Source organism: Dyadobacter sp. 22481 (assembly GCF_052044875.1).
GTDB lineage: Bacteria > Bacteroidota > Bacteroidia > Cytophagales > Spirosomataceae > Dyadobacter > Dyadobacter endophyticus.
This window is the reverse complement of sequence record NZ_JBQENV010000002.1, coordinates 1,231,468-1,247,109: the sequence shown is the minus strand read 5'-3', so window position 1 is coordinate 1,247,109 and position 15,642 is coordinate 1,231,468. Positions and strand designations below refer to the sequence as shown.

The following is a 15,642-nucleotide window of genomic DNA, read 5'->3' as shown; positions in this document are numbered from 1 at the left end:
GGATGACTGTGTGTTACAGCCATCCGTTTCAATATTGCGGTTTCAACTAATGGCTACACGTCCACACGGGCATACTTGGCGTTTTTCTCGATAAAATCGCGGCGAGGAGCTACTTCGTCGCCCATCAGCATCGAGAACAGGTGATCCGCCTCGGCCGCTGATTCTACAGAAACCTGTTTCAAGCTTCTGTGCTCGGGATTCATGGTTGTTTCCCAGAGCTGCTCAGCATTCATTTCACCAAGACCTTTGTAACGCTGTACGTTCACCGAGTCTTCCTTACCACCCGAGATTTCACGAACCGCCTCTTCGCGTTGTTGCTCGGTCCAGCAGTAACGCTCTTCCTTGCCCTTTTTCACGAGGTACAGCGGTGGCTGGGCGATGTAGATATAGCCATTGTCGATCAGGATCTTCATATAGCGGAAGAAGAAAGTCAGGATCAGTGTACGGATGTGACTACCGTCGATATCCGCATCGGTCATGATTACGATCTTGTGGTAACGGAGCTTGTCGATATTCAATGCACGCTCGTCGCCGTCCTTACCGATCTGCACGCCCATTGCGGTGAACATGTTCTTGATCTCTTCATTTTCATAAATGCGGTATTCCTGCGCCTTTTCCACGTTCAGGATCTTACCACGCAAAGGAAGGATCGCCTGGTAAGCACGGTTACGTCCTTGCTTGGCCGTTCCACCCGCGGAATCCCCTTCGACAAGGTACAATTCGCAGACGTTCGGATCGGTTTCGGAGCAGTCGGACAGCTTTCCTGGCAAACCTGTACCCGTAAGGATGTTCTTGCGCTGTACCATTTCGCGCGCTTTTTTCGCAGCGATACGGGCTTTCGCGGCAAGGATTACCTTGTCGATAATTACACGGGCTTCTTTCGGGTGCTCGTCCAGATACGTATCGAGCATTTCCGACACCACCTGGCTCACGGCACCTGTTACTTCGCTGTTTCCAAGCTTCGTTTTGGTCTGGCCTTCAAACTGAGGTTCCTGAACTTTGATCGAGATCACCGCGGTAAGCCCTTCACGGAAGTCATCCCCGCTTATCTCTATTTTTTCCTTCGTCAGAACACCCGATTTCTCGGCGTAGTTTTTCAGCGTACGCGTCAATGCGGCGCGGAAACCCGAAACGTGGGTACCACCTTCGATGGTGTTGATATTGTTCACATAGGAGAACACGTTCTCGCTGTACGAGGTGTTGTACATCATCGCCACTTCCACCGGGATAGCGCCTTTATCGCTTTCCATGTGGATCGGCTCGGGGATCAATGGCTGGCGGGTAGCGTCAAGGTAAGTCACGAATTCGTTCAGACCTACTTCGGAATAGAAGTCTTCGCCGCGGAATTTACCATCCTCGTCTTCCTCACGCTTATCTTCCAGTGAAATGCGGATTCCCTTGTTCAGGTAGGACAACTCGCGCAAGCGGGTGGCTACCGTTTCGTATTTAAATTCGGTTACCGTGAAGATCGTCGCATCGGGCAGGAAGTGGATGATCGTTCCCGTCTTGTCCGAATCACCGATCACGCGGGTGGAGTAAAGCGGTTTGCCTTCGCTGAATTCCTGTTCGAATATTTTACCTTCGCGGTGTACTTCGGCGCGCAGATGGATCGATAGCGCGTTCACGCAGGATACCCCTACCCCGTGCAAACCACCGGAAACCTTATAAGTATCTTTGTCAAATTTACCACCGGCGTGGAGAACTGTCAGTACAACCTCCAAAGCAGATTTATTCTCTTTGGGGTGCATTCCGGTGGGGATACCGCGACCGTTGTCTTTAACGGTGATGGAATTATTTTTTTCTATCGTAACATTGATGGTATCGCAGTAACCTGCCATCGCCTCATCAATGGAGTTGTCAACAACCTCCCAAATCAAGTGGTGCACCCCTTTGAAGCCAGTGTCACCGATATACATCGCCGGACGTTTACGAACGGCCTCTAAACCTTCAAGAACCTGGATATTTTCAGCCGAATAGCTGTTTACTTCTAGCACTGCTTCGTTTGACATATAGTTTGTTTTACACTTGGATAAAAAGAACCATTATCTGGCTTTTTAAGCACGTAAAGATACGAATTTTTTATGGTTTTACCTAGCAGAACCCATCGCAAACCTGCCATTTTACATGCCTTTCGAGGCAAATCACAGCCAGGAGGCGCCGGACGCCGAAATATGACATTTCTGTGTTATTGAATAAGGGGCCAAAGATAACATCGTCTGTTATCCTGCGCCTGGGGCGGGCTAATATCCGGTTCCTGAAAGCTATTTCAATGCGTATCCGTGGGCGGTACAAACGAGTTGCCTGCCAATCCGGTAGAATGTCTTCTGCCCGGCGCCCGAGACATCCAGAATGCCCAGATCGTAGATACCCGGGTCCAGATCTTTTTCGCGCAGCAAAGTATTGAAACCGTTTTTGTAGTAATTACCGGTTGTGATAATGTTTTTCCGCGTCTCCGTTTTCGGATTGCCGTTCATGAGGGATATGGAGCCGGTTGACGTATCCTTAATAACAAGGAAACGGTCGTCCCAAAAGTGTTTTCGCCTGGGAGACGCATTACTGGAAACAAAGTAGAAGACAATGTCGTCGTTGCCTTCCCGCAGGACACGGTGAATGTCCCAAGTTTCAATGTACAGTCCCTTATCGACCACCGGCACTTTTGCCGCAAACATCGAATCCAGTTCCTTTTTCTCTACGACGGATTCGGGAACCCAGAAGTAACCCTTTTCATAGGCCGGAAACAGGTAAAATCCTCCATAATTGACAATAGACCTCTCCACAGAATACATGCTGCGGTTATTACGCCAGTTATAGATGTCGGCTAGATACGTCGTTTTCTTCGCTGCGACCGTCCCTGTAAACCGGTAATGCGAATAGCCCCAGTAAAAAACACTCAACGCCAGAACGGCTGTATAAACCCATTTTTTACGAAAGAAATCGGTATAGAATACCAGAAACAGGTAGAAAATAGCGGTCGAAAGTGAGGCATAAAGCTGAAAGCGGCTCGCTACGGTCGTGCCGGCCCAGGACCTGAACACGGCGATTACCGTACTGGAAATAAAAATGAATGCAAAAAGCGTGAGTAATTCGATCGTGCCTGGCTTGATCGCCGCGGGCTTTTTGAAATAAACACTTGCAACACGAAATGTTACCAGCACCATGCAAACCACAATCACGAATCCCCAAACGGCCGAGGAAAGCTCCGGCATAGCCCAAAGCGACATCGCAGAACCCACAAAACCGAAGAGAGACGAAAAGAACTGAACCGCATTGTTGGGCAAATTACCAGCCTGCCCCGACTCGTAACCCGCGAGATAAATGCCGAGACATAGAAACATAAAAACGCCCGTCAGAATTGCCTTGCGGAAATCTTTATAGCACAGGAAGAAGAATATGATCGCCGGAAAGGAAAGAATCCCGTTACCATGGGTAAAAGTGGCCAGAAAACAGCACAGCATCGCTCCGTAAAACGCAGGCTTCGTACCGCGGGAAACGAGGATAATAGCCGTCACCGTAAAAGCTGTCAGATACGAATGCTGCATCCCGGTGAGCGCCCAGCCGGACACTTCGTGATACAGCGGATGAAAAAACAGAAAAGGAACCGGGAGGAAATAATAGAGCGGCAGCTTTGCCTTGCAAAAATTGAGGTAAAGGAAATAGAAGATATAAGTTAAGTTGAGCGACACCAGCACGATATAAAAACGAAGGTGCAGACGGCCGGTCAGCCAGTAGTCAAGCAGGGAAATAAACCTGGGCACCACCGCCTTATGATCATTGAAAGTGCGGAACATTTCCTGGATCAAACCTGCAAAACCTACTTTGCCGTCAGAAATGGCATGAATAAATTGAACGAATAAAAAATCGTCCTGGAAAGGAAAATCGACGGAAAAATGGAAATTATAAAGAAAGAATAACAGGATGACGGTACAAATGGCGACAATTGGTAAAAATCGAAGCATGATTCGGGTTGTAACGTATAGTTATGTAGTAGATTTAGGATTCAGGATGGCGGGTAATAGTTGTAAAATACAAAGAGCGGAAGAAAAATCACCCGCTCTTTACTAAATAATATTCAAACTACTCCTCTCAGGCTCACCTCTTTTCCATAGGATGGTCTTTCAGAAGCTGCTCGGGTGAGTAAAAATCTTGCTTGCTTTCGGTAGCAGCACGGACCTGCTTCACTTTTTCAGGCGAGATCGCCGGCCCCTTGTTTCCAAACGAATTTCGTACATAGGTGAGTACCGCAGCTACTTCGTCGTCCTTCAACAAACCTGCGAACGGCGTCATCGGAACCTGGCCGGGGTATTTCTTGCCGTTTACTTCAATCGGCCCGAGTAATCCTTTCAGGGCGATCTTGATCAGCCGCTCGTCGCTTCCAGTAATCCAGGGTCCCGAAAGTGGCGGAAAACCGGATGCTTCCAAACCTTTACCGTCGGGCTGGTGGCAGGTAGTGCAATACCCTTCCTTAGCATAAATCTGCCGGCCCTGGTTGAAAAGGATCAGATCATTGCCTTTCAGGCTCGTGGCAACGACAGCCTGTTTTTCCCTTTTTACATTCTCCCCCTTCAAATGCGCCTCGGCCGCTTCGAACGCGTGGATTGTCCAATCGTCAAGTTCCATTTTTTTGGCTTCCGCTAAAATCGGCAATCCTTTTTCTTTACCGATCCACGATGCTGCTACAATGGCCATCAACCGCACGCGGCTATTCTCGTCACGCGCCGCCTGCATCAGCAGATCGGCCTGATCGGGCACCTGGTGGCCTGTGTAGCGCACCACCTGCACCGCCGCGGCACGTGCGTGGTAGTCTTTTGCTTTCAGTACCTCCTTCAACAGCTTCTGATCTACTTTGTCCATACCCCAGCTCACCCAAAGACCTTCCAGCAAATGGTGCTCGTAACGCGGGTCTTTTTTGTCAAGACCAGCCACCCAGGTATTCAGTTTGGCCAAAACCTGCGACGCGTCGCGCCCACGCAATTCGCGGCGGGTGCGGTAGCGGGTGCGGTATTCCGGAAGTTTAAGGTTATTCAACAGTTCATCGATACTCGCCCCATCGACCTTCGCGGGCGTCACGAGCGGGCGCGAAGGGTAGGTAATGCGGTAGATACGCCCGTGAGAGTGGTCACGCAACGGGTCACGCGCATTGTGCTGCATGTGGCCTATAAGGATATTATGCCAGTCGATCACATACAATGAGCCATCGGGGGCAAATTCCATATCCACCGGGCGGAAATTGCGGTCTTCGCTGACCACCAGGTCCTGGCGATGATGGCTCTTGTAACCGGTACCTTCGTCGGTAAGGGTATGTTCTTTTGTTCCAAGAAAACCGATCGTATTGTTGATCAGGAAATCACCCTGGATATCATCCGGGAAATGACGGCTCGACACGAATTCGAGACCCGATGTCGGACGAACGCGGTGTTTGTCCTCCACCAGCTGCACCGATTTGTGCGTTGCTTCACCGTAACGCGGCAAAACACTGCCAGGTAGCATCCAGCGAACGTCCGGGCTTGATGTTTCAGCGAAAAATGGCTGTCCCCAATCATCGAAAGCGATACCCCACGGGTTCGGGATCGAAAGCTGGGCAGTCCGTTCCAGTTTTTTCAATTGCGGTGCATAACGGTAGAAACCGCCATTGGTTGCACGTACTGGTCCGTAAGACGTCTCTACATTGGTATGCAGGAAAACACCTTCACCGGAGTAGATAGCACCCGATGGGTCCACCGTAAATGCATGGCTGTTGTGGTGCGTATCGTGGTCGTCGAAACCGCTCAGCAGGATTTCTTCCTTGTCGGCCTTTCCATCGCCATTTGTATCGGTCAGCAGTTTCAGGTTGGTACCCTGCGAGACGTAAACACCTTCTTTGGCAATTTCAAAACCCAATGGCAAATGCAGGCCATCTGCGAAGACGGTTTGCTTGTCGGCTTTACCGTCGTTATTGGTATCCTCAAAAATGATAATCTTGTCGTTCGGCTTCGAATCGCCGGGTTTATAATGCGGGTAACTAGGCATCGTAGCAACCCAAAGGCGGCCCTTATTATCGAACGACATCTGCATCGGTTTCGCCAGGTCAGGGAATTCCTGCTCCGAGGCAAAAAGCTCGATTTTATAGCCTTCCGGCACTTTCAACTTCGCCAATGCCTCGTTTCCGTACAAATAAGTGAGGCTACCATTTTTTTCAGGGTTAAAATTGGTTTTTACCTGAGGCAATGTCCTGGTATTTTTATCAGCCGCAGCCAGATCCGTTTTCTCGCCCTTTGAAGCAGCAAGCCAGATTGCCTGGTCACGAATGTCGGTCAACTGGCGGATTTTCTCAATTTCGGCAGGATAGTTATCCGGTCCGAAGGGATTGTACCGGCGACCATAGACGTGTACCCCGTTCGGAATTTTGAAGTCGTTGTGCCACATCCAGTTTTTTTCGTCCACGGCGGCATGCACCAACTCTCTGTTTTTGGCTTTTTCAGCGGCTTTTCCAAAGATTTTATCAACCAGCAAAACACCCAGTTTCTTATAACCTTCCGCATTCAGCTGAGAACCGTCGATCGTGAGGTCCTCTTTCGTTTCGGCATACCACTTTTGCGAAGGGGCGAATGCGTCAACGAAAAGAACTTTATTCTGGTCGGCCACTTCCTTCATTGCTTTGGTATACAAAAGGAGATTTTCGTTCTCCTTCTTGCCATTCGGCAGATCATATTTAGCAGAAAGGTCTTCAAAAGCGATCGGCGAGACGACCACCAGTTGAGGTGCCGAGGTGCCGTTATACTTCTGCTGTAATGTCCATTTAATGAAAGCATCCAGCTCTGCCTTGTAGTTGGCCAGGCCGGCTTTCCCTTCAAAAGATTCATTATACCCGAAAAAGGAAATAATAACGTCCGTTTTTAAGCGGGTGAGCCATTGATCGGGCGTTTCCAGGTGGCCCTCACTTTGCGAAGGATTGGCAAGTTCGGTCTGGAATTTCTCAGCTCCGGGGAACGCCCACGGCGTGTTGCGGCTCGCATGCGGGCGGAAGCCGGGCGTATCGCCACCGTCACACATATTGCGGATAACAAGGTTATCGTCCGGGTAACGCATATACAATTCCGTTTCGAAATTGTCATAATTCATCATCCGGGAACCGAGGTTATTACCTATCAGGGAAATGTGCGTTCCCTTGCCGATTTTGACCGGCGCGGGCTGATTCAACTGGAACGCGCTGAATGCAATAACTGCCAGTCCAAATGCAATAAGCAAAAAATAAACGCTGATTTTTTTGGGTTTAGACATTTGAAAAGATTTTAGGTTGGGTTCTGGTAGCGTTATTTGAAAGTTACTTGGCTTCGCGATATGGGACCTGGATATTCATTTTCCCTTTCCATTCTTTCGGAATTTTCAGGCCCAGTTCATAGTGGATGGCATTGATAATGAGCCGCTGGAATGGTTCGAGCTGAAAATCTTCCGGGTGGCCGAGCGTTGTCATGAACACTTTGCCGCCAAACGAGTTGGTACCCGTCCAGGCAACGGGATTTTCGATCGCCTCTTTATCAGGGTCCACCGATTTACCCATCAACAACCAGGTCGAACCTTTGGTAGGATAGTCGGGCAGCACGCGGTACAACCATGAGCGGGCGTGGAACGGACCTTTTACGCCGGTCAGGATTGGATTTTTGGCTTGCTCAGGAATCACGGTCACGTCCGTGCTGCTCTTATGCCCATAATGCGTATGTTTGGCCGCTCCGCCCCATCCCGGAGGGGCATTCAAAGCAAACTCGCCGAATGCATTCCATTTTTCGCTTTCATGTCCTTTCGGGAAGTTGAATGCATGGGTGGTTGTACGGAAGCCCATCACAGGCTTGCCGGTTTTTAGATATGCTTCGATAAGCGCAAGCTGATCGGGCGGCAACTGACGCCAGCGGAGGTAAAAAACCGCCAAATCCGCATCCTTCAATGCTTCGAGGCCCGGTATGTTCTTCTCGCTGTTATGATCGGGATAGGCTTTGAGGACGATCGTGCGCATGCCGTAGTTCTTTTCGAGCTCGGCCGCCACGATCGGCAGCGTTTCTTCGCCACTGTATTCATGATCGCCCGTGACGAACACAACCAGCGGAGCTTTTTTGTCTTTTTTAGAGGATTGCGCGATCGACAAATGTGCACTGACCATCACTGCAAATGCTGCCAGAACAGCGCAAATGCAGAATTGTTTCAATTTCATGGTGAAAGGATTAAGGTTCAAGCTTTATGAGCAAAGGGGTATATTGAGAAGACTGTTTAGTGCAAATTTTCCCCTAGTTAATGATAAATGAAATATAACGTATCCTGTGTTGTCCTGCTTTGGGTAATACCAATGGCACATCACAGCTTTCAGATGACCAATTTGTCCTTTTCGGTCGGTGTGAAGTATCGTTTACGGACGTCATCGAAAATGAACAAGATGAGAAACAGATGTTTGTAAAGAGCTACTTTCTCCTCGTCTCCGGCCCATTCTTCAAGCCTGGCCTTCAATTCCCTGAAATTTAATTGACTGAGTTCGGGGAATTCCGAGGCAATTTTAAGCAGCTTGTCACGCTGCTGCTGCAACGTTTGAACCTGTTGTTCTGTATCCTCAAACGACTGTTCACCACTTTTATGTCTTTTAATTGGCGGGCAGAAATAGACTGAACACGTGTGAGGGCGGGGTTTATCATAAATCGTGCAACATGTCGAAAAATGGTGGCACGGGAGGTTGAAAAACAATGTTTCCTTAATTTTCAAAGTGACCATTCCGCAATCATCGGCCACTTTCCTATCCGCTTCATCCCGAACGAAGCCTCTCGCAAACAACGTACCATCACAGCACATTCCGCAGCTCACACACAACTCCGAAACCTCCTTTTCGCTATTCGACATATCAAGTTAGAATGAAGACCGGTAATTTTAGCGATAATACTTCAAAACTCCAATCCGCTCAGCACTGTCCTTTCAACACCTGGCATTCAGGAATGGATGCTTGGTTTGGTTGATAATGATATCTCAATCCAAATGGGTACATTTTCGCCAAACTATCACATTGGAACAATCTTAAACAATCTATTATTCCTGAAGATCAATTCATACCGTTGCAACACAACAGTATCGCCCGAAAAATCCACGTATTCAAAAAAAGGATGCTGCCTAACGCATTTCTCAATCTGCCTCTTCGAGAAATTAGTGGTGTTCACAATGCAGACAATCGCTGCCAGCTCTTCTTCTGTCCTTTTGTAACCATCCTGCATGTAGGTAATCGTGAATGCCTGATCTGTAACGATGTACCCGGCACCTGCAATCGCGACCATCAGCACAAGTCCGGCCAAAAAACCAAAAATTGATTTCTGCTTTTTGCTAAAAGGCATTTTGACAAGTATCAAAAAAGTTGAAGGCTAGTTTGCTTGGCACCTATCGAAATGATGAAGCTGTTGCATTGATCATCCTTGTAAATGCTCTTTCAATTCTTCTTTCAGTGCATAATAGTATCTCAATTTATGCACAATAATATCCTTCTCCGTGATTCGCGGCCGGGTGTTTCGCGGCGGATCGTAATCACCTCCGACCACGGTTATCTGGATCGTATCGCCGGGTCGTAACTCCGTTTTTAGCCAGTCCACATGTACGTCGTCAACACTGTCGAGCCCACTTATCGTAATGTCTAGCTCCTCCTCAAAACTATCTCTCCGCAGTACAGCATTTAAAATACAGGTTACGACATAGTTTTCTGCACCTAAACCCGCCCGAATCGGCTGTTCATCGTTTATCTTAACTTCAAAACCGTGCCCCATTTTTGTATTAATCAAATTCTTAACAAACGTTTGGTCTTGCTGAATGCTTGAAGGAGCTTATGATTACTTCGTGGATCTGGAAAATCCCCAAAGGACCGTTGCTTGGGATACCCGTTTCGAATCTCAAAATTATTCAACGCTGGCACTTCAATCGTCAGGAAATCACAAGCATACGATGAATAGGTTCTCCAAAAATAGCCTTCCGGAACCGGCTTTAAATCCATTTAAGCATCCTGCCAAAAGTAAAATAACCGAATCCACCTCCCTAAAAGGCGATACTTGCAACGGAAATTACTTTATGAGGAAGACAATTCGTCGGAGAAATGAATCGCTATACAGGCTAAGTTACCTATCGGATCACAAAAACCGAAACCCAAGCGTGACCGAGAACCGTGAAAGGTCCACACTGTCATCCTTCGACAAATGCAATGTCTCCGTGCTAAACTCGGTTTTGCGTTGAAGGCGGTAGATGGCGCCCATCATGGCGGTTCCGGTAAGGTTGAGGGCGAATTTGGGACTAATGGGTTGCTCAATTCCTACGCTGACGCCCCAATTCATCGTTTTGCCTGAGAATGTGAGCGGCTGGGCGAGCACGACACTTCTATTTTCGTACGGTTGATAGCCGAGCAGCAATGAGGTGAGGATAGCTGTTTTGCCGTTTTTTAGAAACGACCGGTGGATCAATGCGCCACTCAGGTGCTGGATAGTTACCTTTTCGCTTTGTATGCTGTCCATTTTAGCATTACCCTTGTACATTTCATAACGCAAACCAAGGCCGACGTGCTTCCAGGGGAAATAAGCGATATCGCCGCCGAATGCGATGCCGGATTTGAGGTCTTTGATGTATTCCTGCTCGTCGTGGCTGAATACCATTCCTGCGCGGAACAAGCGGTAGGCATAGCCGCCATTCAGGCCGAAACTCCAACGCGGAATGTTGTTTTCCTTCGTTACCTTTTTCCGTATGGCCGGTTTTACAGGCTTATCCATCACCTCTTCCCGGTCCTTCCTCCATTCGGTGATGGAGGCTTCCTGGGCGCTGGCACTTTGGCCGAGCATACCCAAAACCATTAACAAAGCGGCAAACGATCTGACCATTACTTGCGGAACGCGGCGATTTTAAGAACCCAAAACTACTATTTTCGGGTCATATTCAGCCTTCCGATTCTCAGAAATTGTCATATTGCGGGTTTCACACCGGCCTTTTTGAGTTTTTCAAGGATGAATGTGCCGATGGCCCTGCCCTGCTCCTGGCCGTTTTCGATGGCATCGCGGAAATGGATCCCACCGTAAAGACGCGAAACCGCAGCCTCCTCCGAGGCCTGGCGGAATGATTTAAAATCCCTTACCGGCAACTCGAATATGACTTCGGTGTCGTCCCGGAAAGTGAAATTATCGCCCAGCAAAAAGGTGAGTGTTTCTGCAACAGCTGTCGAAACTACGCTATGCCCGCTGGTGTATTCGGGGAACGGCGGGGTTTGCAACAGAGGCTGCCACTGCGGATCGAAGAGCCGGTTGATAACCGTCTCAGGCCTTACCCGGTTGCTGCGGTACTTCTCGTCCCAGCAACTGATGAACGCGTCCATGAGTGTTGCGGCCACGAGCGAATGTACCATAATGCCTTTATCGAGATCGAGGTTGGCCTTGGAGCTGGCAATGCCGGTAATGTTCATCCAGTGACCGCCCGGGCTGATTTTCTTGAACCCGATATTCATGTGCCCCGAAGTATTGATCGCAAATGGGTTACAATCCCAGTACGAAGCAATGAAGCGTTGCTGCTCCGTCAGGTTTTTGCCTACCTCATAAACCTCTTTTGCCAACTTGTAAAAAGCACTGCTACTATCCTTATTGAATTCCACTGGCCGCTTTGGAACGAACTGGCCGCAGGAATCTATCAGTACCGGGCGAATCGTTTTCCAATGCGGCTCTACGCCCTCGATATAACCTGGCGGGGTCGGGTACCAGTATGCGTCCCCTTTCTTCGGACGGTACCGCAGGCGCGTGCTGAGTTTGAGATAACCATCCGTAGAGGCGTCGGCGGCGACTTTTTTTGCCACCTCCTGTGCCACGGCGATCGATTTGTCGATCGTCGCCTGCGAATGCCCTTCCCGCAGCAGCGCGATGATCAGCTTTTTCTGGTCCTCTTCGAGCATATAGCCGGATGGGATAATAATCCGCCCCGTTTCGAGAATGCAATACAGTGCCGCGATCCGGTAATCATAATCCTTCGTGCCGATTGCAACAGGGTTAATGCTTTTTGTAAAATTAGTAGGAGCTATAATCTGCTTGTTGTTCCGGGCTACGATCTCGTGCGCGCCCAGGAGACAATAGGTATAAAAACGGCTCGCCGCGGGCGGGTTCACCACATCGTGGATCATCACCATGGTTACCGAAAACACAGCCGGCTGCAAATGCTTACGCAGCTCCTCTCCGGCTGGTTTGGCAAAAACAGATTGGCTAAATATCAAAAGGAAGAGCAGGGTCCGGCGCATCACTTTCTGGAATTTTTATAAAACTGCAGTGGCTCATTGAATGCGCCGATAACTATAAAAGGCTGGCCTCCGATATTCACCCGCACAGCCGATTTCACGTCGCCGGTTACGGATAATCCTGTGTTAGATTGTTCCACGAACCGGAAGCCGCCTTTGCCATCGCCCACGAAAAGACTACCGTAGTTGGCGTCCATACTGCCCAATTTGAGCCGGTTATCCGTTTTGTTCCCCAAAAGAAGCAGGTCTTTCCGCCCGTCGTGGTCGTAGTCGCCGGTGAGGATCGTGCATACGGGCCCGAACTGTGCGCGGGCGGGCATTGCAAATTTTTCAAACTGGCCGTTCCGATTCATAAAGCACAGGCTCCGAAGTTCGCGTGCTTCGAGTCTGCCGGCTTTGGCAAGCTCTGCGGCGGGGATAATGTCGGGCATCGTTGCATTGGCATAGTCGCGGTAGAACGAAAACTTCTTGCGCATCGGGTAAATCTGATCGTTCAGTTCATCGCGGCTTACGAACGGATAGGATTTACCTTGTACATAAAAGTTAAAAAATGGGTCGATGGAGCCATTCTTGTCAAAATCTGCGAAATACAGCTCCGCGGGCTCCTTTTCCGAGGCTTTGATCTGCGAGTTCTGTCCGAGGTTACCGGCTAGTATATCAGGCCTTCCGTCGCCGTCCAGATCTTCTATTTGAATGGTATTCCAAAAACCGCTCTCCTCGCTTTTGAAATAATCGGCTGTTTTGTCTTCAAAGTCCTTTCCATTATAGGTAAAAACCTTCACGGGCATCATTTCGCCCATAATCACTATTTCTGCTTTGCCATCGCCATTCAAATCACCCCATTGGGCGTCGGTAACCATCCCGATCTTAAAAAACGGTGATTCACGCACTTCGAAACGGCCTTTCCCATCATTTACCAATAAGAAAGACGCAGGTGATTCCGGGTAACGGCCAGGGATAATGCGGCCGCCCACGAACAGGTCGAGGTCGCTGTCTTTATCAAAATCAAATGGACGCACACACGACTTACTGCTGGCCTTCATATTCGGTACCGAGAGTACCGACAAGCTCAGCCCGCCCCTGCCGTCGCTAAGGTAAACCTCGTCTTGCAGCGACACGGTATTGGGCTCAAAAAGCGAGTAGCCGCCTTTCGCGATGTACAAATCATCAAAACCGTCACCGTTGGCGTCAAAAAAAACAGCGGCAGAGATGGCAGATGTGTTTTCGTCACTCACAGCAAAACCGGACATTTCGCGGAATGCGCCGTCTTTCTGTTGCAACCATATTTTCGCCTGCTTGTTCTGGTCGCCACTGACGAAAATATCGTCCAGGCCATCCTTATTCACATCACCTTTCGCCACCACGGGGCCTGTTTGCGAATACATCGAGAGCATCAGCGGCTGTCGTTTGAAATCATTTTCGCTGAACCCTTCGTGCTGGTAGGTAATGGCAGGGGTTTCTTTCTGGAATAGTGTCTTTGAAATGCGCTCCTTACCGGCTTTGTCAGTCTTTTTCCCGCTTTTTTCAACTACCAGCAGCTGATTCCCCTTCACATTCTCGAAAATCTGGGTAGTACCATCCGGCCATAGGATTTGTACTGTATCTGCTGCCGTCGCTTCTCCGAGCCCGAAATGCAGGCGCAATGGTGTGCATGAGAGATAACCGCGGTTCGGGCTCACCTCCTGGTATTGAAGTGCTCCTTTGGTCCTGAGATAAACCCTCGCCCCTATTCCACCTGCATTCGCACCGTTCTGTTTCAGTTTCAATTGAAGCCAGTTGACATTCTTTGCCTCACTGGCCGTGTTTTGGTAGACAAATGCGGGTTCATTGATATTGTTTACAACCAGGTCAAGGTCGCCATCGTTGTCCAGGTCCGCGTACACGGCGCCACTGGATACCGACGCATGTTCGAGTCCCCAGGGCTGCTGCATCTTCGAGAAGGTCAGGTCGCCGTTGTTTTTGAAAATATAGTTGGCCAGCGCCGTGGAGGGCATTGCCTTCACGAGGTCCATCAATTGGAAAGGCTCTTTGTCGACGGCCCTTTTAATCTTATAATCGCCCCAGTATTTTAAAAAATCCTTGTTGGTATAATCCCTCAGATAGCCGTTTGAAACAAACAGATCCTTTAAACCGTCGTTATCGAAATCGGCAAAAAGCGGTGTCCAGCTCCAATCGGTGTTGGAAACGCCGGCATATTGCGCTATCTCACTGAATGTGCCGTCACCGTTGTTGAGCTGCAACATATTGCGCATGTATTGCTTTTGCAGATCCTGACGCACCATGAGCTCAAACGATTCATAGTTTTCCTGCAATTGAAGGAGCTTTTGCCGCTGGTTGTCCTCCGGCAACATGTCGAGCGACATAATGTCGGGTAGGCCGTCGTTGTTGAAATCGGCGATATCGATGCCCATCGAAAACTGCGCCAGATGCCGGAAAGACTGCCTGGTCACGTCCTTGAACGTGCCGTCGTGGTTGTTAATGTATAGGTAATCGGGCTCGTTGTAGTCGTTGGTCACGTAAATGTCCTGCCAGCCGTCCTGGTTCACGTCCGCAATGGCAATGCCTAGGCCGAATGTGAGGGGATACTGATGAATGCCGGCCTTTTGGGTGACTTCTGCAAAATGATTTTGCTGGTTTTCAAAAAGCTTGTTGCCTGCGAGCTCGTCCGTCTGCGTACGGAACTTGGCAAGCTCCATATTGTCGATTTTCTTGGTGGTATGGTTGAGCAACATCATATCCAGATCGCCATCGTTGTCGTAATCGAAGAAAGCGGCCTGGGTGCTGTATGAGATATTGTCCAACCCATATTCCTTCGCCTGCTCGACGAACCTGAGGTTGCCTTGATTGATAAAAAGCTGGTTTTTACGGTCTTCGTCCTTCACTTTGCCCGAATAACAGATATGGATGTCAAGCAAGCCGTCGCTGTTTACATCGGCCATGGTCACGCCCGTTTTCCAGCCACCCTTCCTGCCTTCGAGTCCCTTACCCGCCGACGAAGTAATGTCTTTGAACTTCATCTTCTCCCCTTTCGCGCCCAGGTTTAGGTAGAGCTTGTTGGAACCCATATTCGACGTAAAAAACAGATCGTCGAAACCGTCATTGTTGATATCGCCCACCGCTACGCCACCGCCGTTGTAATAATATTCGTAGGACATCACATTCTGATTCTCCGTTTCGCTGATGGGATTCACGAAATCGATCCCTGTCTGCTTGCCTTCGAGCAGGCGGAACAACCTGCTCTGCGCCTTAACGCTGGTGAAATGTAATGTCAGCAGTAAAATGGAAAGCAGGTAAAAGAGGCGACCCTTATGATTCATTGATAGTGCAGTACCGATTTAGAGAGGAAGAATTACTGCTAAAATAAAAAACTCCAACCAAAAGTTGAAGTTAAGATT

Annotated in this window: 10 protein-coding genes; all 10 read right to left on the bottom strand. The window is 49.1% G+C overall.

Annotated elements, in window-relative coordinates:
- Positions 1–53: 53 nt before the first annotated feature.
- Complete coding sequence (gene gyrB, locus ACTJJJ_RS15125; protein ID WP_188933769.1) at positions 54–2,009, bottom strand: DNA topoisomerase (ATP-hydrolyzing) subunit B; 1,956 nt, start codon at positions 2,007–2,009, stop codon at positions 54–56.
- 252 nt (positions 2,010–2,261) lie between these two features.
- On the bottom strand, positions 2,262–3,956 hold the full coding sequence (locus tag ACTJJJ_RS15120; RefSeq protein WP_440702220.1) for a hypothetical protein: 1,695 nt from the start codon (positions 3,954–3,956) through the stop codon (positions 2,262–2,264).
- Positions 3,957–4,089: 133 nt separating this feature from the next.
- The gene (locus tag ACTJJJ_RS15115) at positions 4,090–7,257 is read right to left on the bottom strand and encodes a PVC-type heme-binding CxxCH protein (protein ID WP_440702219.1); all 3,168 of its coding nucleotides are present in this window, start codon (positions 7,255–7,257) and stop codon (positions 4,090–4,092) included.
- A 43-nt stretch (positions 7,258–7,300) separates the two neighbouring features.
- The gene (locus ACTJJJ_RS15110) at positions 7,301–8,182 is read right to left on the bottom strand and encodes a ThuA domain-containing protein (protein WP_188933775.1); all 882 of its coding nucleotides are present in this window, start codon (positions 8,180–8,182) and stop codon (positions 7,301–7,303) included.
- A gap of 149 nt (positions 8,183–8,331) precedes the next feature.
- Positions 8,332–8,856 carry a hypothetical protein gene (locus ACTJJJ_RS15105; RefSeq protein ID WP_188933777.1) on the bottom strand — a complete coding sequence of 175 codons (525 nt, stop codon included), beginning with the start codon at positions 8,854–8,856 and terminating at the stop codon, positions 8,332–8,334.
- 155 nt (positions 8,857–9,011) lie between these two features.
- Positions 9,012–9,338, bottom strand: coding sequence for a hypothetical protein (locus tag ACTJJJ_RS15100; RefSeq protein WP_229222389.1), 327 nt, complete (start codon positions 9,336–9,338; stop codon positions 9,012–9,014).
- A gap of 72 nt (positions 9,339–9,410) precedes the next feature.
- Positions 9,411–9,776 (bottom strand): hypothetical protein, encoded by a 366-nt coding sequence (locus ACTJJJ_RS15095; RefSeq protein WP_188933781.1) that lies wholly within the window; start codon positions 9,774–9,776, stop codon positions 9,411–9,413.
- A gap of 342 nt (positions 9,777–10,118) precedes the next feature.
- Positions 10,119–10,817 (bottom strand): hypothetical protein, encoded by a 699-nt coding sequence (locus ACTJJJ_RS15090; protein WP_440702218.1) that lies wholly within the window; start codon positions 10,815–10,817, stop codon positions 10,119–10,121.
- Positions 10,818–10,936: 119 nt separating this feature from the next.
- On the bottom strand, positions 10,937–12,250 hold the full coding sequence (locus ACTJJJ_RS15085; protein ID WP_440702217.1) for a vanadium-dependent haloperoxidase: 1,314 nt from the start codon (positions 12,248–12,250) through the stop codon (positions 10,937–10,939).
- Positions 12,250–15,564 carry a VCBS repeat-containing protein gene (locus tag ACTJJJ_RS15080; RefSeq protein ID WP_440702216.1) on the bottom strand — a complete coding sequence of 1,105 codons (3,315 nt, stop codon included), beginning with the start codon at positions 15,562–15,564 and terminating at the stop codon, positions 12,250–12,252. Before ACTJJJ_RS15080 ends, ACTJJJ_RS15085 begins: the two co-directional genes overlap by 1 nt.
- Positions 15,565–15,642: the final 78 nt, after the last annotated feature.